Origin of the sequence: Neisseria perflava (assembly GCF_002863305.2) — a bacterium.
Taxonomy (GTDB): Bacteria; Pseudomonadota; Gammaproteobacteria; order Burkholderiales; family Neisseriaceae; genus Neisseria; species Neisseria perflava_A.
Genome location: NZ_CP136962.1, coordinates 1,451,154 through 1,475,021 on the forward strand (window position 1 = coordinate 1,451,154; position 23,868 = coordinate 1,475,021).

Genomic DNA, 23,868 nt, shown 5'->3' on the forward strand with positions numbered 1-23,868 from the left:
GACAACCCCCACAAGAAAGCACGAAACATGGCGTTAATCGTACATAAATACGGCGGCACATCAGTAGGCTCGCCCGAACGCATCAAAAACGTAGCCAAACGTGTCGCCAAAGCCCGCGCCGAAGGACACGACATCGTAGTCGTCGTATCCGCCATGAGCGGCGAAACCAACCGACTGGTCGCCCTGGCGCACGAAATGCAAGAACATCCCGATCCGCGCGAGCTGGACGTCGTCCTTGCCACCGGCGAACAAGTAACCATCGGCCTGCTGGCCATGGCCCTGAAAGACATCGGCGTTGACGCCAAGAGCTACACCGGCTGGCAGGTTGCCCTCAAAACCGACACTTCCCACACCAAAGCCCGCATCGAAAGCATCGATGACGAAAAAATGCGTGCCGACCTCGCCGAGGGCAAAGTCGTTATCGTAGCCGGTTTCCAAGGCATCAGCAGCGAAGGCAATATCTCAACCCTCGGCCGCGGCGGCTCCGACACCTCCGCCGTTGCACTTGCCGCAGCCCTCAAAGCCGACGAATGCCAAATTTATACCGACGTAGACGGTGTTTACACCACCGACCCGCGCGTCGTACCCGAAGCACGCCGCATGGACACGATCACATTCGAAGAAATGATCGAATTGGCCAGCCTCGGCTCAAAAGTTTTACAAATCCGCTCCGTAGAATTCGCCGGAAAATACAAAGTGCGCCTGCGCGTACTCAGCAGCCTGCAAGAAGGCGGCGACGGCACCCTGATTACCTTTGAAGAGGACGACAACATGGAAAGAGCAGCCGTAACCGGTATCGCATTCGACAAAAACCAAGCCCGCATCAACGTACGCGGCGTACCCGACAAACCCGGCGTTGCCTACCAAATCCTCGGCGCAGTTGCCGATGCCAACATCGAAGTCGACATGATCATCCAAAATGTCGGCAGCGAAGGCACAACCGACTTCTCCTTCACCGTACCGCGCAGCGACTACAAACAAACCATCGAAATCCTGCAACAACGTCAAGACAGCATCGGCGCAGCCTACATCGACGGCGACGACACCGTATGCAAAGTCTCCGCAGTCGGCTTGGGCATGCGTTCACACGTCGGCGTAGCCGCCAAAATCTTCCGCACCCTCGCAGAAGAAGGCATCAACATCCAAATGATTTCAACTTCCGAAATCAAAGTATCCGTCCTGATTGACGAAAAATACATGGAACTGGCCACCCGCGTTCTGCATAAAGCATTCGACTTGGGCAACTAATTCCAGCCAATCAAAAGGCCGTCTGAAACTTTATTGTTTCAGACGGCCTTTTTTATTCCTATCGCATCAACCAACAATATCTTAATAAAAAATCTACTTTAGTTCAAAACAGCATAGCCAACCTTATTACCCTTGTTAATTTCATTATATGTTTAATATTTTACGACCATCCATCTTTGCCGTTTAATTCCAAAAACATACCACTTAACCTAATTTATGAAAAATAAACAAATTTGTAATAAAATAGAACAAAAGTACAAATAATTATCTACACTCATCAATAAAAACAAATTTTCCCGTTTCCCCTAACTTAAGAAGGAATCCTAATATGAACGTATTAAACAAATTCGGTATGCTGATCTTGACCGCTTCCCTACTGGCAGCCTGCGGCGACTCCGGCAATAAAGGCAGCAGCGACAAACCGGCAGAACAAGTTGCCCAAAGCGAATCTAGCCCGGCCAACAAATACGAAAAAGCCCTGAGTGAATTCCCGGAAGCAGATCCTAAACTGGCCGAACCTATCGTCATTTCCGATAAAAAATCTCCAGACGGTCTTGCCGAATTGCAAAAATTCAATAACTTCATTACTGGTGAGGAAGCTCAAAAAATTGGTCGAATAGGTCAAGAATTGCAACAGTTGGCTAGACAGAATAAAGAAGCCGAGACTATCGAGCAGATAAAAAAACTGACTGCCGCACTGGAACAATTCCATCAAAGTGCAGCTGCTATTGATATCAAAGATCCTGAAATCAAAGCAGTTTTAGATCGAACTGTGCAAGTCAACAGTACAATTAATGAGTTTATGATTTATGGAAGCAAGTATGCTACTGAACTGACTATCGATAGTAAAGATAAAGATTCGCTCAAATTTGCCAATGATTTCCAAGAAAAATCTCAAAAATTGCAAGAAACCCTGCGTGCCGCCAATCAAGAATTACAAAAAGCAGCCGAAGCTTTAGGTAAAAAATATTCCCAATAAGCCTATTGTTTCCGATAAATAGCGGTGGTATCGGCAATATCGATACCACCTTTCCAAACCCTAAGTCAGATTGAATACAATGAACAATCTTAATCCTTCTCTCCCCTGCCCACACTGCCATGCTTCGATCCAAGGCGGATTGGTTAAAGGTTTGGCCGCAGTCAAAGAATGTCCTTCCTGCCATAAAAAAGTCAAATTCAAAAAACCGCCTGTCGGCGAATATTTCAAAGCTTTGCTGAAACCTTTCGCTATTTTTGTAGTCGTTGTCTGCATCGTAGCGGCAATAATGATCAGCCTGTTTGGTACATTCCCCCCATATATCAGTACGGTATTAGTTATCGGCTTTCTCGTCTACTACATTATCCCGATTCAAAACAAACTTTCATCTTTTGAAAAAGACGAATAAACATATACGTTGCCCATCCAACCCGCTTTTCCGGATGGGCAATGCCTTATCCAGCCCGATAAAAAAATAATGAAACCGTCCCCATTCTCTTGCCCGCATTGTTCCAATCCGATTCGAGGTAGTGCATTCAAAGGATTGAAAAGTATTAAAGAATGTCCGACCTGCCACAAAAAAGTCCGCTATAAGCAACCGACTGCAAAGAAATCCGCCAAGCGACATGGAAAAAGAGCGTTATTTTCCTTGCCCTGCTGACATTATACCTTGCCTTTCTAATTGCACTATTGCGCGCAGATATTCCTTTTACGTATCTTATCCTCCCTATCATGATCTATTTGGTTGCAGTCTTCCAGCCTGCCATTATCAAGCTTTCTTCATTTGAGAAAGACGAATAGCCTGCTTTCAGACGGCCATTGCCTTCGATAACAAGGTTTGGCCGATACCGATTTTAATCCTCATCCCCGATATTCTATCCAAGGCTTTTATTACATGAAACGTCCAATCCCTGTTACCATCGCCACCGTTCTCTATTTCATCCTAACTGCCCTTACTTGCTTTACCACCGTTGCTCTTGCGATTTATTCGGGCGATGTACTGATAGAGGTTGCAGCCTCGGCATTCCCTTTCCTGCCTTGGTGGCTGTCTATGCCCCTATACTTCATACTCCTTTCCTTGCCGGTATTTATTGCCGTCGGTCTGCTTTCAGGCAACCGTTCCGCCCGTTGGCTGGCTGTTTTGTTGGCGGCCGCTTCGTTGATCATGGTGTATAGCGATATGGCGAGCTATAGTTCCCAACAAATCATTATTCAATCCATACTCCACCCTGTTTTGCTGCTCCTCATCTTCAATCCGGTATCCAACCGCTATTTCGCCAACGCGGCCTCAAAAACCGAATCCTAAACCATCATTTTTTGACTTCAAAAAACTTAAGGCCGTCTGAAATCCTTGCCCTTACGCAAATCTTTTTCAGACGGCCATAAAATAGAATGGCAGACGGCCTTTCATACAATCAATAATGCGTTTCCCTTAGCAGCTTTAAATACCAAACTGTAAGCAAACAAACCCATGAAATCCGTTTTTCCTATTTTCTTTATCCTGCTCAACTTATTCTTCATCCTTTATTTGCCACGCAAACTATCCATATGGGTCCGGTTTGCGCTTTACCTGTCTATCGGTGGGCTGTTTTATTTATGGATGTCCAACAAATCTACCCTGACCTCCCTATTATTTGCACACACCATTTCATTGCAACCATTCGACGTATTTCATGAGACAATCGGTTTTTCATTATTGGTTACTATCTTCCTCAATCTGTTTGACTTGTTTGCCGTACCTTCGATTGTCCGTTTCCCCAACTTAATCCTCAAAAATCCCCAACACCACCATCAGTCTGTTCAATGGTATCTTGCCAATACTTCCCTTTTCGAACGCTTTTTCCACTATTTCTACGCTTTCTGCTGTTGCCTCATATTTTATGGCATATGGCGCGAAACCTTCCGATAATCAATCTAAAAAACAAAGGGACATCATCAAAATGTCCCTTTGTTTATATTCAGACGGCCTTGAATATCTTCAACACTCAATCCTTTCCTTCTCTCGAAAAATGCTCAATCTCAAATCCGCTCTGACGATAAGCTCGGAAACGGTCTCGGGCTTCGGCCAAATCTTCTAAGCTGTTGCCCACAATTTCAAGGATACGGTTTGGAATGGACGGGGCTTGGCTCCAGAAATCGGCAGACAGGTTTAAAACCATGCAATCCTGCGGAATATTCGGCAATGCGTTTCCAAACGCAAGCAACACCGGCGTTTCAGACGGCATGGGGTCGGTAGGCAGCCAGACTTCATGCGGAATAAAGCTTTCGGGAATTTGCTGCCACAAATCGATGTCAAGTTGCTGCACTGCCGCAGCGGAATCCGACCACACCAAAATCTGCCCACCATCGCGTATGGCGCGCGCAATCAGGCGGCAGGCAAAGGCGGCCGGTTGGGCGACGTGTGTATAAAAAGTGGCTTTAGGCATGGCGTATTCTTTCGTTTGAGCAATGGATTGGCCGTTTTCAGACGGCTTTTTTGGTTTTCAACAATCTCAAGGCATTGCCCAACACCAACAGCGAGCTGAAACTCATGCCGAGCGCGGCGATCCACGGGGTCACGTAACCAAATACGGCCAGAGGAACGGCAACCAGATTGTATGCGCTCGCCCAAGTCAGGTTTTGGCGGATGATTTGATGGGTGCGGCGTGCCTGTTCCATCATCACGGGCAAAACGTTCAAATCATCATTGAGCAAAACCACATCGGCACCGTCGCGCGCCACATCGGCACTCGTGGCCACGGCGGCCGACACGTCGGCTTGGGCAAGGACGGGGGCATCATTGATCCCGTCGCCGATCATCATGACTTTACACCCTTGTTTTTGTAGATTTTCTACATAGGCCAGCTTGTCTTCTGGCGTGGCTTCGGCACGATAGGCATCCAAACCCAGCTCTTGCGCAACTTGGGCGACGGCAGCCTGACGGTCGCCGCTTAAAAGGTGCAGACGGATGCCGTGCTGTTTCAGGTTTTGCAACATTTCGGCGGCGCTGTCTTTGATTTGGTCTTCCAGCAAAAAGGCCGTCTGAAAACCGCTTTGATTGCCCAAGAAAATAATGCCGCCTGTGTGGTCGATATGGGCAAATGTTTCAGGCAGATTACCGGCAATTTCCGCAACAAACGCCGCTTTGCCCAAAGCCCACACTTGGGTTTCGCCATACAATTCGATTTGCGCGCTGACACCGTGTCCGATACGGTTGACCCGTTGCTGTACTTTCACATCAAGCGCGGATACAGGGCCGTCTGAAAGCGTATGGTTCAAAATGGCACGGGCGATGGGGTGTTCGGATTGCTGCTCCAATGCTTGGGCAATGGCAAGGGCTTGGGCTTCGTTCAGACGGCCTGCGGACAACATCCGGCTGACGGAAAGCTGCCCTTTGGTCAGCGTACCGGTTTTGTCGAACACGACATCGTCAATTTGAGCAAGGGTTTCCAGGCTTTGTTTGCCGCTGATGAGAATGCCGTCTTTGGCCAGCGCACCGGTCGAAGCGGCCAGCGCGGTCGGTGTGGCAAGCGATAAGGCGCACGGGCAGGTAATGACCAGCAGGGCGACGGTAATCCACAAGGCGGTGTGCGCGTCGGCATACCAAGCCCAGCCGATAAAAACGGGAATAGCAAGCAAGAGCTCGCCAAACACGAAACTGGACGCGTATTTTTCGGCCAACTCGGCGGCTCGCGGTTTTTGCGCCAGCGCACGGTCGAGCAGTTTGACGATATGGGACAGGCGCGTGTTGCCGCCAGTATGGTCGGTGCGGATGATTAACGGGCTGCTGGTGTTGAGCGTGCCGGCGGTTACTTTTTCAGACGGCCTTTTCACGATGGGCAGGCTTTCGCCGGTCAACATGGCTTCGTTAACTTCGCTCTCGCCGGACAAAACCGTACCGTCCACCGGAATGACTTCGCCGGGTTTCACAACAATCGTATCGCCGATATTGAGGCGGACGACTGCGGCTTCCTCGATGGCTTCGCTTTCCGGATAAGCCGGCAAACGGTGGCAAAATGCCGGAACCAGTTTGACCAACCGCTCCGCCGCATCGCCTGCTTTTCGTCGGGCAATCTGTTCCATAAAACGCCCGCCCAACAGGAAAAACAGCAGCATGGCGATGGATTCAAAATACATGCCCTGCCCTGCGTTGGTGGCCAGGCTGTAAATACCGGCGATAAAGGTCATCACAATGGCAATGGCAATCGGCGTATCCATGCCGACACGGCGGTTTTTCCAGTCGCGCCAGGCGCCGCGGTAAAACGGCAACGCGCTGTAAAACACAACGGGCAACACCATCAAAAAGCCGCCCCAATGCAGGATTTCCAAATAAAGCGGCTCGATGTCGCCGCCGTAAAAATAAGTCGGCAGGGCAAACATCATCGTCTGCATCATACCCAGACCGGCTACGGCCAATCTGACGATAAACTGCTTGCGCTCTTTCTGCGCCTGCGCTTCGATTTTTTGTGCATCATAAGGCGCGGCGGTATAACCGGTTTGGCGGATTTTTAGCAAAATATCCGACAATTCGATGTGGGCGCTGTCCCACACCACGCGGCAGCGGTGGGTACTGTAATTCAAATCCACGCGCACTACGCCCTTCATGCGCAACAACTGCTGCTCAATCAGCCACACACACGCGGCGCAGGTAATGCCGCCCAGCATCAACACTGCCTCGCGCTCATCCCCTGCACCAACCTCGACAAAATCAGCCTGCACTTCGGGCAAATCGTATAGCTTTAATTGCGACAACACTTCCGGTGGCGGCAATTCGGATTTTTCCGCGTCTGCAGTACGCTGTTTGTAATAATTGCCCAAACCGGCATCAATAATACTCTGCGCAACTGCTTGGCAACCGGCGCAGCAGGTTTCGTGTTCTTCGTCTTCAAAACGAACCGTCAAATGCAGATGATCCGGGACTTCAAGTCCGCAATGGAAGCAGTTTTTTTGGGGATGTGTGGAAGATGTCATAATGTGTTCGATTTATTTTTCAGACGGCCTGAAACAATCGTTTCAGGGTGTTACATTTTAGCAAAAAGCGTTTTTCTGCCTCATTTCATTTACTTTTGAATTAATAGACTGTCGAATTTTATAAAAAATATGGAAAACAAAGTATTGACCGTTTATCAAATAATGAACGGTAACATATAAATACCGTTTATCTTTAAAAACTTCCGATTATTTTAATGTAAAAATGGAACTTTTTTAAAAATCCTAATACATTTTTTATTGACCTCAATCCATTTGAGCAGCATACTTTAGGCATTCCGCGAAGACGGAAATCAAAAAACACACATTTACTTATAAAACTAACTTATTGGGAAACCTCACCATGATTGATCGCCTTATGCCTATCTTCGCCGTTATCGGCATTTTGTCCAGCACCGTATACCTGAGCCTCGCCGCTTGGATGCTTTACGAAAGCGTGTTCAAAAAGAAAAGCCCTCTGTCGGCATAATCCTCAGATTTAAAATTTTACGGTAAGGCCGTCTGAACATTCAGACGGCCTTGTTTCATTCCATACTATCAAGCATTTGGCTGTACGGCCAATTCAATCATCGCTTCGCGCAAACCGTCCAAGCCCAAACTTTCGGCAACGGAAACATTCACGCCGACGGCCTGCCCGGAGTTGTCGCGCAAAATGCCTGCTTCACGCATACCCGACGGCAGCAAATCGATTTTGTTGTACACCACCAATTGCGGAATTTCATGCGCGCCGATTTCTTCCAAGACTTCGTTGACATCGTCCATCTGCCGTTCAAAATCGGGATTGGACGCATCAACGACGTGCAGTAGCACATCCGCCATCGCCGTCTCTTCCAAAGTAGCAGAAAACGCCGACACCAGCTTGTGCGGCAAATCGCGGACGAAGCCGACGGTATCGGTCAAAATCACACTCGCCTCGTGCGACAGGAAAAGCCGACGCGCAGTGGTATCCAAAGTGGCGAACAACTGGTCTTTCGCCAATACGTCTGCTTTGGTCAGGCGGTTGAACAGGCTGGATTTTCCGGCATTGGTATAGCCGACAATGGCAAAGGTTTTCAGACGGCCGCTCATGCGCGATTTGCGGCGCGTGGCGCGTTGTTTGCGGACATCGGCAAGCTGTTTTTTCAATGCCGTGATTTTTTGTCCGATTAAACGGCGGTCGGTTTCCAGCTGGGTTTCGCCCGGCCCTTTCAAGCCGATACCGCCCTTCTGACTTTGCAAATGTCCATAACCGCGTACCAGCCGTCCGCTCAAATGGTTCAGCTGGGCCAACTCCACTTGCAACTTACCTTCCTGCGATTGGGCGCGTTTGGCGAAAATCGCCAAAATCAAACCCACTCTGTCGAGGACGCGGCATTGAAGCTCTTTTTCCAGATTTCGCTCTTGTGTCGGCGTGAGTTCGTGGTTGAACACGACCAGCCCGACATCATGCTGCTTCACCACTGCCGCCAACTCTTCCGCCTTGCCCGTACCGACAAACAAAGCCGGATGCGGTTTATCTCGGCGTGAAGTTTCGATAGAAACCAAATCGCCGCCGGCCGCGCCCACCAATTCTGCCGCTTCGGTCAAGGCCGTCTGAAAGCCACGCTCACGCGTTTCGTTTGCGCCGGAATAGTCCGCCGTCAGCATCACGCCGACCAAGAGGACGCGTTCGGGCTTTTCCAAAGATTTATCGACGGAAAACAGATTGCGCTTGCTCAAAAAATTTCCTTTCAGACGGCCTTATGGCCGGGGCAAAGTGCTGATTAACGGTTTTTCAAAATATCGGCAAAATATTCGGTCACTTCCGCCAAACGTCCGCCCTGCTCGGCATAAGGCTGCATGACGGCCACCAGTTGCTCCAACACTTCACGCGTTTCTGTTTGCGCGTGTTCGCGGTAGAGCCACATATTTTGCATAGTCACCGTGGTCAATGCCTCGCGTACATTCAGCAAGAGCAAGTGGCGACAAGACTCATAGCCTTGGCGCAAATCGCCGGCCGCATAGGCGGTAACCGACAATTCATAGTCGATGTCCAACTGATAAACATTGCTTTGGACAAAAAGAATATCGTCTTTCGGGAACGGGATACGTTTCGCCATCAGGCCGATTGCATGGGAAATACGGTATTTTCCTTCCTGACGCAGCATGGTTTGCGCAAGGTAGAGACACTCGGCACGGCGCGGGTTGTAATCGTAGCCTGCCAACCAAGTCGCCAAGGCTTCATCGCGTTTGCCCATTAATTTGTAGCACTCGCCCAGCTGTTGGTAAGAAACCGTCACTTCCTCGATCCAACCGCCCAACTCGATGCGTTTTTTAAACCATTCACTCGAACGCTCGGGCATATCGGAATCCCAATAAGAACGCGCCGCATAAAAGGCGTAACGCGGTTTCAGGTCTTCATCTTCAGGGCTGTAAAACGCTTTCTCCAAAGAAACGGCGTCAAGCAGGTATTTGTTCACCATATTGCTGCGTGCGCCGAAACGGCCGCTGAGAACCGTATAGTCGCCATGAAGCGTGGCTTCGCTGGTATCTTGTTTATCGGTTTCGATAAATTCGTGCAACACGCCGCGCCAGTAGAATGTACCGTCATTGCGCAACAACAGCGGACGGTAATAAACCACGCTGCCCATGGCATTTCTCATGCGGAGGCGGTAACGGTCGGCGGTCAGCTCGGGCAATTCCAATTTACCTTCAAAGCGGTCGTCCGCATCAAAAATCAACACGTAATCGGTTTTGTCTTTTGCGTGTTTCAACGCCTGATTGCGGTTGTATGCAAAATTTTGCCAACCATCATGATGAATCTCGCCTGCGATGCCCTTTGCATCGAAAAAGCGGCGGATCACGCCGGCGGTATCATCGGTCGAGCCGGTGTCGCTGATGACATAGTAGTCAAGTTTGATGTGGTCGGTGATGTTGGCCAGTGTTTCTTCGATGATTGCCGCTTCGTTTTTGACAATCATATTCAAGCAGATGGTTTGGGACATTTTTAATAGCCGCATTGGTTTGGAAAGGTATTATTTTACTTTAGCATTTTGTTTTTTGCACACAAAATACTCAGGCCGTCTGAAGATTGCCTTTCAGACGGCCTGAAGTTTATTTTGCCTTATCTTTTTTCCTGACGACGTATCAGATACACCGCCAACAGTGCAAACAAAACCGTCGGCAATGCGCCTGCCAAAAACGGCGGCACGCCGTACAACTGGCTGGTAAAGCCGAAGAGCCGTCCGGCAAAGTGGAACAGCAAACCGAGACAGATACCGCCAAAAAGTTTCAAGCCCATATTGCCGTGGCGCGTCGTTTGCGGCGTAAAGGCGAAGGCAACAAGCGCCATCACCCATGCGGCAACGGGATACACCAGCTTGCGCCACCATGCGATGGCATAGACTTGGGTATTTTGGTTATTTTTTTCCAGATGGTCGATGTAGGTGGTCAATTCGCCGACAGACATTTGGTCGGGCTTGACGAGCAATACATCCATCAGGTTGCGTTTGACGGAAATCGGCCAGTTTTCTTCAGTGGCAGTAGAAACTTCGACTTTATCTTCGCCCAATATGCTGCGGCGGATATTTTTCAGCTGCCAGCTGCCGTCAGGATTCAAAACGGCCGATTCGGCTTCCGCCGCTTGGGTCAGTTCGTTTTTATCGTTGCGCTGCCAAATTTTGATGCCCAAAAGCGTATGGTCGGGCAACATTTCGCGCACGTTGATGATGCTGTTTTTTTCTTTCAACCAAAGGCCGGTATTGCCGGTACTGATTTTGCCGTTGATGGCGGCGGCTTTGATGTTTTCGGCTTTTTGACTCAGCGTGGGAGCAACCCATTCGCCAAGAGCGACGGTGGCAATGGCGAAAATCAAACCGAACTGCGACAGAATCAACAGCAGCTTTTTGGTGCTCATGCCGCTGGCTTTGATAACGGTCAGCTCGCTGCCGGAAGCCAGTTGGCTGAGGGAAATCAGACCGCCGATCAAAACGGCAAGCGGCATCAGTTCATATGCGCGCGCAGGCATCTGCATGAAAACATACTGCCCCAATTTTGCGCCGTTATAGCTGCCTTTTCCAAGATCGCCGACTTCGTTGATGATTTCAAAAAAGCTGTACAAAGCGAGGAAGGCTAGGAGGGCGTAAACTGCCATAACCGCCATTTGACGGATGATGTAACGTGAAATCAGGTTCATTTTCCGCCTTTCAATGTCAGACTTTTGGCAACCGCCTGCCAAAAGGGTTGGCTGGGCATACTGCGCACGCGCAGCAGGACGACGGCAATCACAAACATGATGATGTGCATAGGCAGCAGTCCGAGCCAAAAATGGATTTTGCCGTCTTCCACAGCATTGCGCAGAAAGGTCAGCCCGTTTTGGTAAACCAAAAACAAACCGATGGCAATCAAGATGTTGTAGGTGTGGCCACTGCGCGGATTGAAATAAGAAAGCGGCACGGCAAGCAGACAAAGCAACAAAACGCTGACGGTCAAGGAAATACGCCACATCAATTCCGCTTGGTGTTGGGGATTGCTGCTGCCAATCAGTTGGGCGGTCGGAATGGTACGGCGGTGTGAAACAGGGTCGATGAGTTTGGGCGTGGTGCTGATAATCAGGCTGAGGTGTTGGAAAGAAACGCGGTTGTAATCGGCTTTGCCGGGCGTACCGCTGTAACGGTAGCCGTCGCGCAATTCAAGCGTACGTTTGTTGTCGGTCAGCGAAAAATTGCCCTCTTTGGCAAAAACGATGTTGTCGTTGCCGTTTTTGTCCTGCTCGCGCAGGAACAGGTTTTTCATGATGCCGGATTCAGTATCGAAGGTTTCGACAAAATAAACCCTGCCGTTGCGCTTACCCAAGCTATTGAACTCGCCGGCTTCCACCAAAGACAATTCCTGCTTCTGCTTCAAGATTTCGGCATATTCGCGGCTGCGCAACTCTGCCCACGGCATCACCCAAAGCTGCATGACGGCAATCAGGATGGCAAACGGCACGGCAAACTGCATGACCGGGCGTATCCATTGTTTCAATGCCAATCCACAGGAGAGCCAAACCGACATCTCGCTGTCGCGCCAGTAGCGGGTCAATACAGACAACGTGCTGATAAATGCGGTCAACACCAGCAAAAGCGGGGTCATGCCGATTACCCAAAAGCCGACTAAGGCCAACACAGCATCGATGGCGACACGCCCGTCGGCTGCACGGCCAAGCAGGTTGATGGCCTGCGTGGACACCAATACCGCCAAGAGGACGACAAAGATGCCGATGGCGGTAAAGGAAAGTTCTTTAATAAAGTTTCTTTGGTAAATCATAAGATTGAGCGTGGTATACGGTTTATGGGAAACCTATATTTATTAATAAGGCTTCAGACGGCATGACACAAATGGAGTACAATGATTTTCATCTGTTCGGACAGCTGGTCAACAGGCCGTCTGAACAACCGACAATCGTTCCAATCAGGAGAATAAACGTGAAATTTAGCACAAAAGCCGAAACTTTGCAGGCTCAACAGGCAGGTGCGCAATTATTTGTCTGCGCCGAAGCATCTCAACTGAGCAACCCGACTGCCCTCGCCCTCTTCGCTTCCCTTGAAGAAGGTCAAAATTTCGCCGACACCAAAATCCCGACGGACAACGGTTTGCAAGCCATTGCCGTCGCCCGCCTCGCTAAAACCGACCGCGCCGCATTGAACAAAGCCGCAGCCGAAGCCGCCAAATGGGCGCAAAATCAAGAAACGGTCAATGTGGACGTTCACGCTTTCGATGAAGCGCAAGCAGCAGCCATTGTCGAAGCGTTTGCGATTGCGTTCGGCAATACCGCCTACCGTTTCGACCGCTACAAAAAAGAAGCCAAACCTGCCAAATTTGCAGAAGCCGTGTTCCACAGCGCACACGAGACCGCCGTCAAAGAAGCCCTGCGCGTTGCCGAAGCGCAAGTTTACGGACAAAGCCTCTGCCGCGACTTGGGCAATGCCGCGCCCAACGAATGCACGCCTGAATTCCTCGCGCGTACCGCCAAAGCCGAAGCCGAAAAATTGGGCGCACACGCTAAAATCATTGAAAAAGACTACATCAAAGAAAACATGGGTTCGTTTTGGTCTGTCGCCAAAGGCAGCGTCGAAGACCCATATTTGGTCGAATTGAGCTATTTCGGTGCGGCCGATAAAGAAGCCGCGCCTGTGGTATTGGTCGGCAAAGGCATTACCTTCGACACCGGCGGCATTTCCCTCAAACCCGGCCTGAACATGGACGAAATGAAGTTCGACATGTGCGGCGCGGCAACCGTCATCAGCACCTTCTGCGCCGCCGTCAAACTGCAACTGCCGATCAACCTGATTGCCATCGTCGCCACTTGTGAAAACATGCCTTCCGGCGCGGCCAACAAACCGGGCGACGTCGTGAAAAGCATGAAAGGCTTGACCATCGAAGTATTAAACACCGATGCTGAAGGCCGTCTGATTTTGTGTGACGCGCTCACTTACGCCGAACAATTCAAACCTAAAGCCGTTATCGACGTCGCCACCCTGACCGGCGCGTGCATCATCGCCTTGGGTCATGACGTCAGCGGCGTGATGGGCAACAATCAAGATTTGGTCGACAGCCTGCTGGCCGCTTCCCGCAACGTGGACGATAAAGCATGGCAACTGCCGCTCTTTGAAACCTACAAAGACCAACTCAAATCCAACTTTGCCGACATTCCAAACATCGGCACGCCGGGTGCAGGCACGATTACCGCCGCAACATTCCTGTCTTACTTCACCGAAGACTATCCATGGGCACACCTCGACATCGCAGGTACCGCATGGAAATCCGGCGGTGAAAAAGGCGCGACCGGCCGCCCTGTTCCTTTATTGTTGAACTATCTGCGCAATGTGAAATAAATCTTGGGGGAAGCCTGCGGGGTTACACATTTCAACCCCGCAGGCCGTCTGAAAACGGAATCGGCATTATCTGACTCAACCTGACAAACGGAGAACCACCATGAAACCACTATTTGCCGCATTATCTGTCGCCCTTCTGCTCGGCATATCCATAAGCGCTCAAGCTGCCGAACAAACCACCCCCACCGACCGCAGCATCCAAGTGTACAAAAAAGCCGACTTAGCAGAATGGAACCGCGAAAACGCAGCCGGAGGTCAAGGCCCATTGCTCGGCAGCTTTGCCTTCACTCGCCATCAAACCGCCGACCAAGACGCATTCAAAGAAATCGGCTGGCTCACACTACCACCGGGTGCCTCCATCGGCCAACACAAACATACCGGCAATGAAGACGTTTACATCATCGTATCCGGCAAAGGCCTATTTACCGATAGCGAAGGCAAACAAACCGAAGTCGGTGCCGGCGACATTACCATCGCCCGCCCTGGACAGTCCCACGCACTCAAAAATATCGGCAAAAAACCTTTGGTATTCCTTGATCTGATTGCAGAGACCACTGGCGCTAAAGCCGCCGAAACCAAGTAATGCTTTCAATGAAAGCAAACAATCTGCCATGACTTTCTGCCTTACCCAAACCAGGCTGCAGAGAGATTGTTCCGTTTTCATTTAAACCTACATACAAGCTAAAGGCCGTCTGAAAACCACGCTTCGTTTTCAGACGGCCTTTTTTCTCAAAAATCTTATCATATAAATGACGCAATGTTATATAATAACATCCTTTCGAAATATGATGAGAAACTAAAATGACACAAACTACACTCAAACCCATTGTTTTATCTATTCTTTTAATCAGCACCCCCATCCTCTCCCAAGCGCATGAAACCGAGCAGTCGGTTGACTTGGAAGAGGTTACCGTCGTCGGCAAAAGCCGTCCGCGCGCCACTTCGGGGCTGTTGCACACTTCGACCGCCTCCGACAAAATCATCTCCGGCGATACCTTGCGCCAAAAAGCCGTCAACTTGGGCGATGCTTTAGACGGCGTACCGGGCATTCATGCCTCGCAATACGGCGGCGGCGCATCCGCTCCCGTTATTCGCGGTCAAACAGGCAGACGAATTAAAGTGTTGAACCATCACGGCGAAACGGGCGACATGGCGGATTTCTCGCCCGACCATGCCCTGATGGTGGACAGCGCCTTGTCGCAACAGGTCGAAATCCTGCGCGGCCCGGTTACGCTTTTGTACAGCTCGGGCAATGTGGCCGGTTTGGTCGATGTTGCCGATGGCAAAATCCCCGAAAAAATGCCTGAAAACGGCGTATCGGGCGAAGCCGGATTGCGTTTGAGTAGCGGCAATTTGGAAAAACTGACATCTGCAGGCATCAATATCGGTTTGGGCAACAACTTCGTGCTGCATACCGAAGGCTTGTACCGCAAATCGGGCGATTACGCCGTACCGCGCTATCAAAAAGAAGAAGGCCGTCTGAAACGACTACCCGACAGCCATGCCGATTCAAAAACCGGCAGCATCGGCCTGTCTTGGGTTGGGGATAAAGGTTTCCTCGGCGTGGCGTACAGCGACCGTCGCGACCGCTACGGCCTGCCTGCCCACAGCCATCTCTACGACGACTGCCACGCCGACATCATCTGGCAAAAGAGCTTGATTAACAAACGCTATTTGCAGCTTTATCCGCACCTATTGACCGAAGAAGACGTCGATTACGACAATCCGGGCTTGAGCTGCGGCTTTCACGACGACGATGATGCACACGCCCATGCCCACAACGGCAAACCTTGGATAGACCTGCGCAACAAACGCTACGAACTCCGCGCCGAATGGAAGCAACCGTTCCCCGGTTTTGAAGCCCTGCGCGTACACCTGAACCGCAATGACTACCACCACGACGAAAAAGCAGGCGATGCAGTAGAAAACTTCTTCAACAATAAAACACACAACGCCCGTATCGAGTTGCGCCACCAACCCATAGGCCGTCTGAAAGGCAGCTGGGGCGTGCAATATTTGGGACAAAAATCCAGCGCGCTTTCTGCCATTCCAGAAACCGTCCAACAACCGATGTTGATTGACAACAATGTGCGCCATTACAGCTTTTTCGGTGTAGAACAGGCAAACTGGGACAATTTCACGCTAGAAGGTGGCGTACGCGTGGAAAAACAAAAAGCCTCCATTCAGTACGACAAAGCATTGATTGATCGAGAAAACTACTACAACCAACCCCTGCCCGACCTCGGCGCGCACCGCCAAACCGCCCGCTCGTTCGCACTTTCGGGCAACTGGTATTTCACGCCACAACACAAACTCAGCCTGACCGCCTCCCATCAGGAACGCCTGCCGTCAACGCAAGAGCTGTACGCACACGGCAAACACGTCGCCACCAACACTTTTGAAGTCGGCAACAAACACCTCAACAAAGAGCGTTCCAACAATATCGAACTCGCGCTGGGCTATGAAGGCGACCGCTGGCAATACAATCTGGCACTCTATCGCAACCGCTTCGGCAACTACATTTACGCCCAAACCTTAAACGACGGACGCGGCCCCAAATCCATCGAAGACGACAGCGAAATGAAGCTCGTGCGCTACAACCAATCCGGCGCCGACTTCTACGGTGCAGAAGGCGAAATCTACTTCAAACCGACACCGCGCTACCGCATCGGCGTTTCCGGCGACTATGTACGAGGCCGTCTGAAAAACCTGCCGTCCCTACCCGGTAGGGAAGATGCCTACGGCAACCGTCCTTTCATTGCACAGGACGACCAAAACGCACCCCGCGTTCCGGCTGCGCGCCTCGGCTTCCACCTGAAAGCCTCGCTGACCGACCGTATCGATGCCAATTTGGACTACTACCGCGTGTTCGCCCAAAACAAACTCGCCCGCTACGAAACGCGCACGCCCGGACACCATATGCTCAACCTCGGCGCAAACTACCGCCGCAATACGCGCTATGGCGAGTGGAATTGGTACGTCAAAGCCGACAACCTGCTCAACCAATCCGTTTACGCCCACAGCAGCTTCCTCTCCGATACGCCGCAAATGGGCCGCAGCTTTACCGGCGGCGTTAACGTGAAGTTTTAAAATCGGACAGGCAAATAAAAAAGGTTTTCAGACGGCCGTCTGAAAACCTTTTTCTTGTTTTAACCAATCATTTAAAACTGACTATTAATCTCTCAATACATCTTGCACAGCCGCTTGAATCTTAGCCGCCGCCGCTTCAATTTGCTGCTGTTCGGTAGATTGGCTTGCCACTGTTTCAACCGGAGCAGCTTGAGAAGCCGGAGTAGCTTGAGAAGCAGGCGCAGCTTGTGGAGCAGCGGCGGCTTTAGGCTCAGATTCAGTTTGCGGCGCAGTCAGCGGCAAACGCGCCAATACAGTGCTGACGCCGGTGACTTTATCGCCAATCGCCACTTGCGCCTGCGCATCGACAGGCAGATACATATCCACGCGCGAGCCAAAACGGATAAAGCCATAGCGTTCGCCGCGAGACAGTTTCGCACCTGCTTGGGTGTAGCACAAAATACGGCGTGCCACCAGACCGGCCACTTGAACAAAAGTAATTTCACGACCAGAAGCCGTAGTTGCCAAAACCGCATTACGTTCGTTTTCCGTGCTGGCTTTGTCCAAATCCGCATTCACGAATTTGCCTTTGTTATAGACCACTTTCGTTACCGTACAATCGGCAGGCGATTTTTGCGAATGCACGTTGAACACGTTCATAAAAATACTGATTTTCAAAGCATCGACATCACGATACGGGTCGCGTGCGCGCTCGACCACCACGATACGGCCGTCAACAGGGCTCAACACCGCTTCAGGATTTTGCGGAATCTCACGCGCAGGGTCGCGGAAAAACTGCAGGGCAAATACGGTAAACACCCAAAACGGCAAAGACCACCAGCCGCAGCACATCGACACCAGCAGGCTCAAAGCCAAACCGCCGCCGATAATCGGCCAGCCCTCACGGGCGATAATCGGGTGGGGATACAAACGGTTCATCATTTATCCTTCATTTAATAATTTCAAAATTGCCGCCATTATATCTGAAACTCCAAACATTGAGGCCGTCTGAAATGTTCAGACGGCCGGTGTCTTTTGTAAAAAATACTCAACATAGATAAAGTTTCAGTTTCGGCAACACAATGACGCAGCGTCCTCAACAAGCGGCTCACACGAGCCAACAACACGCCGCAAATATCATTTTAACCAAACCTCTGCCCTCGGTTATCTCGACAAACCCAGTATGATTGCCAATACCAGCCAAATCCAATGCCGACGGCGCGATGTAGAGAACAAAGAGCGTTGAGACAGCAAACGCGTTTGGCTCAACTGATACGCCACATCGGCCAACATTACCAAGCGATTAGTCTGTCGAGCATTACCTTCTTCCGCTTTACGCAGTTTCAAATTTTCTGCTTCAATCCGCAGCCGCACCAGCTTGGCTTCTAAAAGCAGCAGCTCGCGCGCTTCTTCATACTCCTGTCGCTTCATCGTCCGCATCCTTGTCTATCTCACCGCGCAAATACGCAATGTCCGATCGAATATCCTGCAAGGTCTCAGCCACACGGCTGCCCTGCTCCCGATAATCTGCCGATACTTTGCGGAACAATACAGCAATAATCAACAGGCTTACAAAGAAAATGCCGAAAAATACCCACAAAGCAGCCACATCCGACAGCACGCGGTTCAAGCCAAATAACAAACCGACCAAGCCCACCATCAACAGCGCGCCGGACAACACCAGCCAGATTGCTAAACGGAACACATTCTCCGCCTGACGCGTCAAATCCAAGCTCAATACCTGCAAACGCAACAGCAGCAAATCCGCGCCCTGATTCAACAAAGCCTTGCCATGTTCAAAACGCTGGCGAATTCCCATCTTAACTATCCTTTTCCCCAGGAAAAATAAGGCTAAGGCCGTCTGCACGGCGCAATGAAATCCATGATTTCATGTGCACGCCTGTTCAGACGGCCTTAACATATTCACATTAACGACGGTTCAACAACACACCGACAACCAAACCGGCCAATGCGGCAAAACCCATCGCATAATATGGTTTTTCATGCACCACTTCATCAGCGTGTTTGGCACCGCGTTTCAAACGCGCACCTGCATCGGCTTCAAATTCGGCAAAACGTTCTTTGCCTTCTTTCAAACGCTCCTGAGCCGCTTCCTCAAACTGCTCGTATTTTTCACGCGCACGCTCGGCATGATGGCGCAGACGCTCGCCGGCCTCTTCTTCAAAACGGCTCAAACGCTCTTTGGCTACGGCCAATTTTTCTTCCAATTTGGCTCGAGCTTTGCTGCCCTCTTCCGAACCGGCTTCAACACCATTGCGGTACAATTCTTCCACATCATCCATCACTTCTCGGATGTCTTTCAGCAAAGCCTCGCGACGTGCTTCAAAATCGTGTTTTTTCATGCTTTTCTCCTTGATATAGGTTGATATGGTTACAGACTGTTTATCTGTTAATAAATTATAACCGTTTATTCTAAAATAAACGTTAATTTAAATAAAATTAAGTGCTTATTATGAAAACAATCCAATGAAACTTAAAAAAGCCGTCTGAAAACTTCAGACGACCTTTTCCATTCAGCTTAAAGACTTAAGTCTTATGCCAAACCTTTTGCTTTCAACACTTCCAGCATGGTAGTGCCCAACTCGGCAGGACTGCGGGTGTAGGCGATGCCGGCTTTTTCGAAAGCGGCAAATTTTTCTTCGGCAGTACCTTTACCACCGGAGATAATCGCACCGGCGTGGCCCATACGTTTGCCTTTAGGAGCGGTCACACCTGCGATGTAGCCGACAACAGGTTTGGTTACGTTGGATTGGATGTATTCGGCTGCTTCTTCTTCCGCAGTACCGCCGATTTCACCGATCATGATGATGGCGTCGGTATCTGGGTCTTCTTGGAAGAGTTTCAGCGCGTCGATTTGGTTCATGCCCGGAATCGGGTCGCCGCCGATACCGATACAGGTTGATTGACCCAAGCCCAGTTTGGTGGTTTGTGCCACGGCTTCGTAAGTTAATGTACCGGAACGGGAAATGATACCGATGCGGCCAGGAGTGTGGATGTGGCCCGGCATAATGCCGATTTTGCACTCACCCGGAGTAATCACGCCTGGGCAGTTAGGGCCGACCAAGCGGGTACCGTTGCCGTTGGTTTCCAAGTAACGTTTGGCTTTGAGCATATCCAAAGTAGGCACGCCTTCGGTAATCACAACGACCAAGCCTACGCCTGAATCAACGGCTTCAACGATAGAATCCAAAACAAACGGAGCGGGAACGTAAATTACAGATGCGTCAGCGCCGGTTTCTTTAACGGCTTCTTTCATAGTGTTGAATACAGGCAGGTTCAGGTGGGTTTGACCGCCTTTTCCTGGGGTAACGCCGCCGACAACTTTAGTGCCGTAAGCCAGAGCTTGTTCGGAGTGGAAAGTACCGTTTTTACCAGTGAAACCTTGAACCAATACTTTGGTGTCTTTATTAATCAATACGCTCATTCTTTTCTCCTTAGGCGTTTACGGCTGCAACAATTTTTTCGGCTGCGTCATTCAGGCCGTCTGCAGAAGTCAGTTTCAGACCTGATTCGTTCAGGATTTTCGCGCCGAGTTCGGCGTTGTTACCTTCCAAACGAACAACGACAGGAACGTTGACGTTGATTTCTTTAACGGCTGCCACGATGGCTTCCGCAATCATGTCGCAACGTACGATACCGCCGAAGATGTTGATCAATACGCCTTTAACGGATTTGTCTTCCAGAATCAGTTTGAACGCTTCAACCACGCGGTCTTTGGTTGCGCCGCCGCCGACGTCCAAGAAGTTGGCAGGCTGGCCGCCTTTCAGTTTGATGATGTCCATAGTGGCCATCGCCAAACCGGCACCGTTAACCATACAGCCGATGTTGCCTTCCAGGGCAACATAGTTCAGGTCGAATTCGGAAGCTTTCAGCTCGCGTTCGTTTTCTTGAGATTTGTCGCGCAAAGCGGCAATTTTCGGCAGGCGGTAGAGCGCGTTGCTGTCGATACCGATTTTGCCGTCTACACAGGCCAAGTCGCCGTTTTCACGGACTGCCAATGGGTTTACTTCAAACAGGGCGAAGTCGTTTTCGACAAACGCTTTGTACGCGCCGGTCATCAGTTTGACGAACTCGTTGATTTGTTTGTCTTTCAAGCCCAGTTGGAAGGCAACTTCGCGAGCTTGGCAAGGTTGCAGGCCGACCAGCGGATCAACGGTTACTTTGAAGATTTTTTCTGGAGTTTCGGCAGCAACTTTTTCAATTTCCACGCCGCCTTCGGTAGAAGCCATGAATGTAACGCGGCGGGTAGAACGGTCAACCACTGCGCCCAAGTACAGCTCGGTTTGAACAGGATACATATCTTCGCAAACCAAAACGCTGTTGACAGGTTGGCCGTTGGCATCGGTTTGGTAAGTTACCAAGTTGGTGCCAATCAGGCTTTCAGCCACTTCTTTAGCTTCTTCGCGGCTTTTAACGACTTTTACGCCGCCCGCTTTACCGCGGCCGCCGGCGTGTACTTGTGCTTTGACAACAGCGAATTTGCCGCCCAATTTGTCGTAAGCTGCAGCGGCTTCTTCGCCGTTGTGTGCCAAAATACCGCCTTGTACGGGCAAACCGTAGCTAGCCAGCAGTTCTTTAGCCTGATACTCGTGTAAATTCATGGATTTCTCCTTAAGGTGAGTGGGTTTTAGGAATCGCCCTGCGGCCAATCCCATATTTTCAGACGGCCCTACTATTTACTGAAGGGCAACCACATCCGCGCCAGCAGATACATGGTTGCGCCGCCTCCCCCGAGAATAAAAAAGACAATGCCTTTTTTACGCGAATTCGGGCAGAGCAGATAAACGGCAAGGCTGAAACTGATAAACAACAATGCCACGCGCCAAACCAATTCTTTATCTTTGAAACGGTTGAGCGTATAAGTTTCGGTCATCATCACATACATTTGCCACAATGCGGCCATACACATGCTGATGATGCCCATCGGTATAAAGAAAATACCGACTATTTCTTTGTTCATAACGAATGTAAATGCTGTTTGTTTGCCTGACGGAATTATAAATCAGAAAACGAAGCTCTCGAAACATTCAATTTGTCGAAGGTCTTAAAGCCGTCTGAAAAGTTTCAGACGGCTTTAATGTCTATCAACCGTGCAAAGCGCGTTTGTCGGCCGCCAATGCAGCTTCGTGAACCACTTCGGACAAGGTTGGGTGAGCATGGATAATGCGGGCAATATCTTCGCTGCTGGCGAAGAATTCGAGCGCAGTCACGCCTTCGGTAACCAATTCGCTGACAACCGGGCCGATCATGTGTACGCCCAAGATGCGGTCGGTTTTGGAATCTGCCAACACTTTAACCGTACCTTTGGCTTTGCCCATTGCCAATGCGCGACCGTTTGCACCGAAACCTGAAGTACCTTTTTTGTACTCCACGCCTTCGGCTTTGAGCTGCTCTTCGGTTTTACCCACCCAAGCGATTTCAGGGTCGGTGTAAATCACGAATGGTACGTTGTTGAAGTCGATATGCGGTTTTTGACCGGCAATGCGTTCGGCAACGGCAACGCCTTCGTCGCTGGCTTTGTGTGCCAACATCGGGCCGCGAACCACGTCGCCGATTGCCCATACGTTAGGCAGGTTGGTACGGCATTCGCCATCTACTTTGATAAAGCCGCGTTCGTCTTTTTCCAAGCCTACGGCTTCGGCGTTCAGGCCTTTGGTGTTTGGAATACGGCCGATGGCAACGATCAGTTTGTCGAATACTTCGGTTTTGGCTTCGCCGGCAGCAGTTTCGTAAGCAACGGAAACGCCTTTGCCTTCAGACTTGATGTCACCGATTTTCACGCCCAATTCGATGCTCAAGCCTTGCTCTTTGGTGAAGTATTTGAAGGCTTCTTTGGCGATTTGCTGGTCGGCGGCAGCCAGGAAGGTCGGCGCAGCTTCAAGAATGGTAACTTCTGCACCCACACGATTCCATACGGAACCCATTTCCAAACCAATCACGCCGGAACCGATCACGCCGAGTTTGGCAGGTACTTCAGTCAGGTTCAATGCGCCTTCGTTATCCAATACGTTCACGTTGTCGATAGCGACTTGTGGCAGCGGACGCGGTACAGAACCGGTGGCTACGATGACGTGTTTGGCTTCGATAACGGTTTTCTCGCCTTTGTTATCGACTTCGATTTGGTAAGCATCGCCATTTTTACCGGCAAAGGAAGCAGTACCGAACAGGCTGGTTACTTTGTTTTTTTGGAACAGGAATTTCACGCCGCCGGTCAGTTTGGTCACGATGGCATCTTTGCGCTCAATCATTTTGGCCGCGTCGAATTTTACGTCGCCGACAGTGATACCGTGTTCGGCAAAATCGTGTTGCGCAGCGTGGAAATGTTCGCTGGATTGCAACAGGGCTTTAGAAGGGATACAGCCTACGTTCAAGCAAGTACCGCCCAATGCAGGGGCATTGCCTGCTTTGTTAACGCCTGCATCGACGCAAGCGGTTTTGAAACCCAGTTGCGCAGCACGGATGGCGGCAACGTATCCGCCCGGGCCTGCACCAATCACTACTACATCATATTGAGACATCGTGTCATCCTTTGCTTTTAGCAGTATCTCAAAATAAAAACGATACTTTTCGTTTCTTTTTTATTTTGAATGACTGCGTTTTGATGGTTTTAAGAAAAGGCCGTCTGAAAGTCCATATCTGTCGATTCATTCGAATCAAATGTTTCAGACGGCCTCAATCGTTCGTTGAGCCTATTGTAGCACGATACTACATTACGCTACATCTAAATAAAAATTCAGACGGCCTTTTCATTAA

At 50.3% G+C, this 23,868-nt stretch carries 23 protein-coding genes; 9 read left to right on the plus strand and 14 right to left on the minus strand.

Features of this window, described 5'->3' with window-relative positions; translation table 11 throughout:
• The first annotated feature begins 27 nt into the window (after positions 1–27).
• From CYJ98_RS06710 to CYJ98_RS06730, 5 genes are all read left to right on the plus strand, one after another.
• Positions 28–1,248 (plus strand): aspartate kinase, encoded by a 1,221-nt coding sequence (locus CYJ98_RS06710; RefSeq protein ID WP_003745649.1) that lies wholly within the window; start codon positions 28–30, stop codon positions 1,246–1,248.
• Between the two features lie 328 nt (positions 1,249–1,576).
• The gene (locus tag CYJ98_RS06715; protein WP_101755281.1) at positions 1,577–2,227 is read left to right on the plus strand and encodes a hypothetical protein; all 651 of its coding nucleotides are present in this window, start codon (positions 1,577–1,579) and stop codon (positions 2,225–2,227) included.
• A 79-nt stretch (positions 2,228–2,306) separates the two neighbouring features.
• Positions 2,307–2,633: a purine permease gene (locus tag CYJ98_RS06720; RefSeq protein ID WP_234395588.1), complete on the plus strand. Its 327-nt coding sequence runs from the start codon at positions 2,307–2,309 to the stop codon at positions 2,631–2,633.
• 486 nt (positions 2,634–3,119) lie between these two features.
• Positions 3,120–3,530 (plus strand): hypothetical protein, encoded by a 411-nt coding sequence (locus CYJ98_RS06725; protein ID WP_070849582.1) that lies wholly within the window; start codon positions 3,120–3,122, stop codon positions 3,528–3,530.
• A gap of 165 nt (positions 3,531–3,695) precedes the next feature.
• Entirely contained in the window at positions 3,696–4,133 is a 438-nt protein-coding gene (locus CYJ98_RS06730; protein WP_101755280.1) for a hypothetical protein, read from the plus strand.
• Positions 4,134–4,209: 76 nt separating this feature from the next.
• Here the strand turns inward: CYJ98_RS06730 and CYJ98_RS06735 are convergent, their stop codons facing one another.
• Together CYJ98_RS06735 and CYJ98_RS06740 are read right to left on the minus strand one after the other, a co-directional pair.
• Complete coding sequence (locus CYJ98_RS06735; RefSeq protein WP_101755279.1) at positions 4,210–4,650, minus strand: DNA polymerase III subunit chi; 441 nt, start codon at positions 4,648–4,650, stop codon at positions 4,210–4,212.
• A 37-nt stretch (positions 4,651–4,687) separates the two neighbouring features.
• The gene (locus CYJ98_RS06740; RefSeq protein ID WP_101755278.1) at positions 4,688–7,174 is read right to left on the minus strand and encodes a heavy metal translocating P-type ATPase; all 2,487 of its coding nucleotides are present in this window, start codon (positions 7,172–7,174) and stop codon (positions 4,688–4,690) included.
• A 361-nt stretch (positions 7,175–7,535) separates the two neighbouring features.
• Here CYJ98_RS06740 and CYJ98_RS06745 point away from each other — a divergent pair, with 361 nt between their 5' ends.
• A complete protein-coding gene (locus tag CYJ98_RS06745; RefSeq protein ID WP_003678791.1) occupies positions 7,536–7,661 on the plus strand; it encodes a hypothetical protein in 126 nt (41 codons plus the stop codon).
• A gap of 68 nt (positions 7,662–7,729) precedes the next feature.
• Here the strand turns inward: CYJ98_RS06745 and hflX are convergent, their stop codons facing one another.
• From hflX to lptF, 4 genes are all read right to left on the minus strand, one after another.
• Positions 7,730–8,890, minus strand: coding sequence for a GTPase HflX (hflX, locus tag CYJ98_RS06750; protein ID WP_101755277.1), 1,161 nt, complete (start codon positions 8,888–8,890; stop codon positions 7,730–7,732).
• 44 nt (positions 8,891–8,934) lie between these two features.
• Positions 8,935–10,155: a glycosyltransferase gene (locus CYJ98_RS06755; protein ID WP_234395585.1), complete on the minus strand. Its 1,221-nt coding sequence runs from the start codon at positions 10,153–10,155 to the stop codon at positions 8,935–8,937.
• Positions 10,156–10,274: 119 nt separating this feature from the next.
• Positions 10,275–11,345 (minus strand): LPS export ABC transporter permease LptG, encoded by a 1,071-nt coding sequence (gene lptG / locus CYJ98_RS06760; RefSeq protein WP_101755276.1) that lies wholly within the window; start codon positions 11,343–11,345, stop codon positions 10,275–10,277.
• A complete protein-coding gene (gene lptF, locus CYJ98_RS06765) occupies positions 11,342–12,457 on the minus strand; it encodes an LPS export ABC transporter permease LptF (protein WP_101755275.1) in 1,116 nt (371 codons plus the stop codon). Before lptF ends, lptG begins: the two co-directional genes overlap by 4 nt.
• A gap of 158 nt (positions 12,458–12,615) precedes the next feature.
• On the opposite strand from lptF, the gene CYJ98_RS06770 reads away from it, so the two are divergent.
• From CYJ98_RS06770 to znuD, 3 genes are all read left to right on the plus strand, one after another.
• A complete protein-coding gene (locus CYJ98_RS06770) occupies positions 12,616–14,025 on the plus strand; it encodes a leucyl aminopeptidase (protein WP_101755274.1) in 1,410 nt (469 codons plus the stop codon).
• A gap of 100 nt (positions 14,026–14,125) precedes the next feature.
• Positions 14,126–14,608, plus strand: a complete 483-nt coding sequence (locus CYJ98_RS06775) for a cupin domain-containing protein (protein WP_101755273.1) — start codon at positions 14,126–14,128, stop codon at positions 14,606–14,608.
• 218 nt (positions 14,609–14,826) lie between these two features.
• On the plus strand, positions 14,827–17,115 hold the full coding sequence (znuD, locus tag CYJ98_RS06780) for a TonB-dependent zinc receptor ZnuD (protein WP_101755272.1): 2,289 nt from the start codon (positions 14,827–14,829) through the stop codon (positions 17,113–17,115).
• An 84-nt stretch (positions 17,116–17,199) separates the two neighbouring features.
• On the opposite strand, the gene CYJ98_RS06785 is transcribed toward znuD, so the two are convergent.
• The 8 genes from CYJ98_RS06785 to lpdA all read right to left on the minus strand — a co-directional run bounded on the left by CYJ98_RS06785 (position 17,200) and on the right by lpdA (position 23,633).
• Complete coding sequence (locus tag CYJ98_RS06785; RefSeq protein ID WP_101755271.1) at positions 17,200–18,033, minus strand: phosphatidylserine decarboxylase; 834 nt, start codon at positions 18,031–18,033, stop codon at positions 17,200–17,202.
• 225 nt (positions 18,034–18,258) lie between these two features.
• Complete coding sequence (locus CYJ98_RS06790) at positions 18,259–18,525, minus strand: hypothetical protein (RefSeq protein WP_101755270.1); 267 nt, start codon at positions 18,523–18,525, stop codon at positions 18,259–18,261.
• The gene (locus tag CYJ98_RS06795) at positions 18,506–18,913 is read right to left on the minus strand and encodes a phage holin family protein (RefSeq protein WP_070632098.1); all 408 of its coding nucleotides are present in this window, start codon (positions 18,911–18,913) and stop codon (positions 18,506–18,508) included. The genes CYJ98_RS06790 and CYJ98_RS06795 overlap by 20 nt, the downstream gene beginning before the upstream one ends.
• 109 nt (positions 18,914–19,022) lie before the next feature.
• Complete coding sequence (locus CYJ98_RS06800; protein ID WP_003686098.1) at positions 19,023–19,457, minus strand: DUF883 family protein; 435 nt, start codon at positions 19,455–19,457, stop codon at positions 19,023–19,025.
• Positions 19,458–19,648: 191 nt separating this feature from the next.
• On the minus strand, positions 19,649–20,539 hold the full coding sequence (sucD, locus tag CYJ98_RS06805) for a succinate--CoA ligase subunit alpha (RefSeq protein WP_002221113.1): 891 nt from the start codon (positions 20,537–20,539) through the stop codon (positions 19,649–19,651).
• A gap of 10 nt (positions 20,540–20,549) precedes the next feature.
• Entirely contained in the window at positions 20,550–21,716 is a 1,167-nt protein-coding gene (gene sucC / locus CYJ98_RS06810; RefSeq protein ID WP_049352726.1) for an ADP-forming succinate--CoA ligase subunit beta, read from the minus strand.
• 71 nt (positions 21,717–21,787) lie between these two features.
• Complete coding sequence (locus tag CYJ98_RS06815; protein WP_004519272.1) at positions 21,788–22,075, minus strand: hypothetical protein; 288 nt, start codon at positions 22,073–22,075, stop codon at positions 21,788–21,790.
• Positions 22,076–22,199: 124 nt separating this feature from the next.
• Complete coding sequence (gene lpdA, locus CYJ98_RS06820; protein ID WP_101755269.1) at positions 22,200–23,633, minus strand: dihydrolipoyl dehydrogenase; 1,434 nt, start codon at positions 23,631–23,633, stop codon at positions 22,200–22,202.
• Positions 23,634–23,868 lie beyond the last annotated feature (235 nt).

What these genes read in the sequence shown, in the direction of transcription:
- CYJ98_RS06710 (WP_003745649.1), top strand. Translation starts at nt 28, where the DNA reads ATGGCGTTAATCGTACATAAATACGGCGGCACATCAGTAGGCTCGCCC.
- CYJ98_RS06715 (WP_101755281.1), top strand. Translation starts at nt 1,577, where the DNA reads ATGAACGTATTAAACAAATTCGGTATGCTGATCTTGACCGCTTCCCTA.
- CYJ98_RS06720 (WP_234395588.1), top strand. Translation starts at nt 2,307, where the DNA reads ATGAACAATCTTAATCCTTCTCTCCCCTGCCCACACTGCCATGCTTCG.
- CYJ98_RS06725 (WP_070849582.1), top strand. Translation starts at nt 3,120, where the DNA reads ATGAAACGTCCAATCCCTGTTACCATCGCCACCGTTCTCTATTTCATC.
- CYJ98_RS06730 (WP_101755280.1), top strand. Translation starts at nt 3,696, where the DNA reads ATGAAATCCGTTTTTCCTATTTTCTTTATCCTGCTCAACTTATTCTTC.
- CYJ98_RS06735 (WP_101755279.1), bottom strand. Translation starts at nt 4,650, where the DNA reads ATGCCTAAAGCCACTTTTTATACACACGTCGCCCAACCGGCCGCCTTT.
- CYJ98_RS06740 (WP_101755278.1), bottom strand. Translation starts at nt 7,174, where the DNA reads ATGACATCTTCCACACATCCCCAAAAAAACTGCTTCCATTGCGGACTT.
- CYJ98_RS06745 (WP_003678791.1), top strand. Translation starts at nt 7,536, where the DNA reads ATGATTGATCGCCTTATGCCTATCTTCGCCGTTATCGGCATTTTGTCC.
- CYJ98_RS06755 (WP_234395585.1), bottom strand. Translation starts at nt 10,155, where the DNA reads ATGTCCCAAACCATCTGCTTGAATATGATTGTCAAAAACGAAGCGGCA.
- lptG (WP_101755276.1), bottom strand. Translation starts at nt 11,345, where the DNA reads ATGAACCTGATTTCACGTTACATCATCCGTCAAATGGCGGTTATGGCA.
- lptF (WP_101755275.1), bottom strand. Translation starts at nt 12,457, where the DNA reads ATGATTTACCAAAGAAACTTTATTAAAGAACTTTCCTTTACCGCCATC.
- CYJ98_RS06775 (WP_101755273.1), top strand. Translation starts at nt 14,126, where the DNA reads ATGAAACCACTATTTGCCGCATTATCTGTCGCCCTTCTGCTCGGCATA.
- znuD (WP_101755272.1), top strand. Translation starts at nt 14,827, where the DNA reads ATGACACAAACTACACTCAAACCCATTGTTTTATCTATTCTTTTAATC.
- CYJ98_RS06785 (WP_101755271.1), bottom strand. Translation starts at nt 18,033, where the DNA reads ATGAACCGTTTGTATCCCCACCCGATTATCGCCCGTGAGGGCTGGCCG.
- CYJ98_RS06790 (WP_101755270.1), bottom strand. Translation starts at nt 18,525, where the DNA reads ATGAAGCGACAGGAGTATGAAGAAGCGCGCGAGCTGCTGCTTTTAGAA.
- CYJ98_RS06795 (WP_070632098.1), bottom strand. Translation starts at nt 18,913, where the DNA reads ATGGGAATTCGCCAGCGTTTTGAACATGGCAAGGCTTTGTTGAATCAG.
- CYJ98_RS06800 (WP_003686098.1), bottom strand. Translation starts at nt 19,457, where the DNA reads ATGAAAAAACACGATTTTGAAGCACGTCGCGAGGCTTTGCTGAAAGAC.
- sucD (WP_002221113.1), bottom strand. Translation starts at nt 20,539, where the DNA reads ATGAGCGTATTGATTAATAAAGACACCAAAGTATTGGTTCAAGGTTTC.
- sucC (WP_049352726.1), bottom strand. Translation starts at nt 21,716, where the DNA reads ATGAATTTACACGAGTATCAGGCTAAAGAACTGCTGGCTAGCTACGGT.
- CYJ98_RS06815 (WP_004519272.1), bottom strand. Translation starts at nt 22,075, where the DNA reads ATGAACAAAGAAATAGTCGGTATTTTCTTTATACCGATGGGCATCATC.
- lpdA (WP_101755269.1), bottom strand. Translation starts at nt 23,633, where the DNA reads ATGTCTCAATATGATGTAGTAGTGATTGGTGCAGGCCCGGGCGGATAC.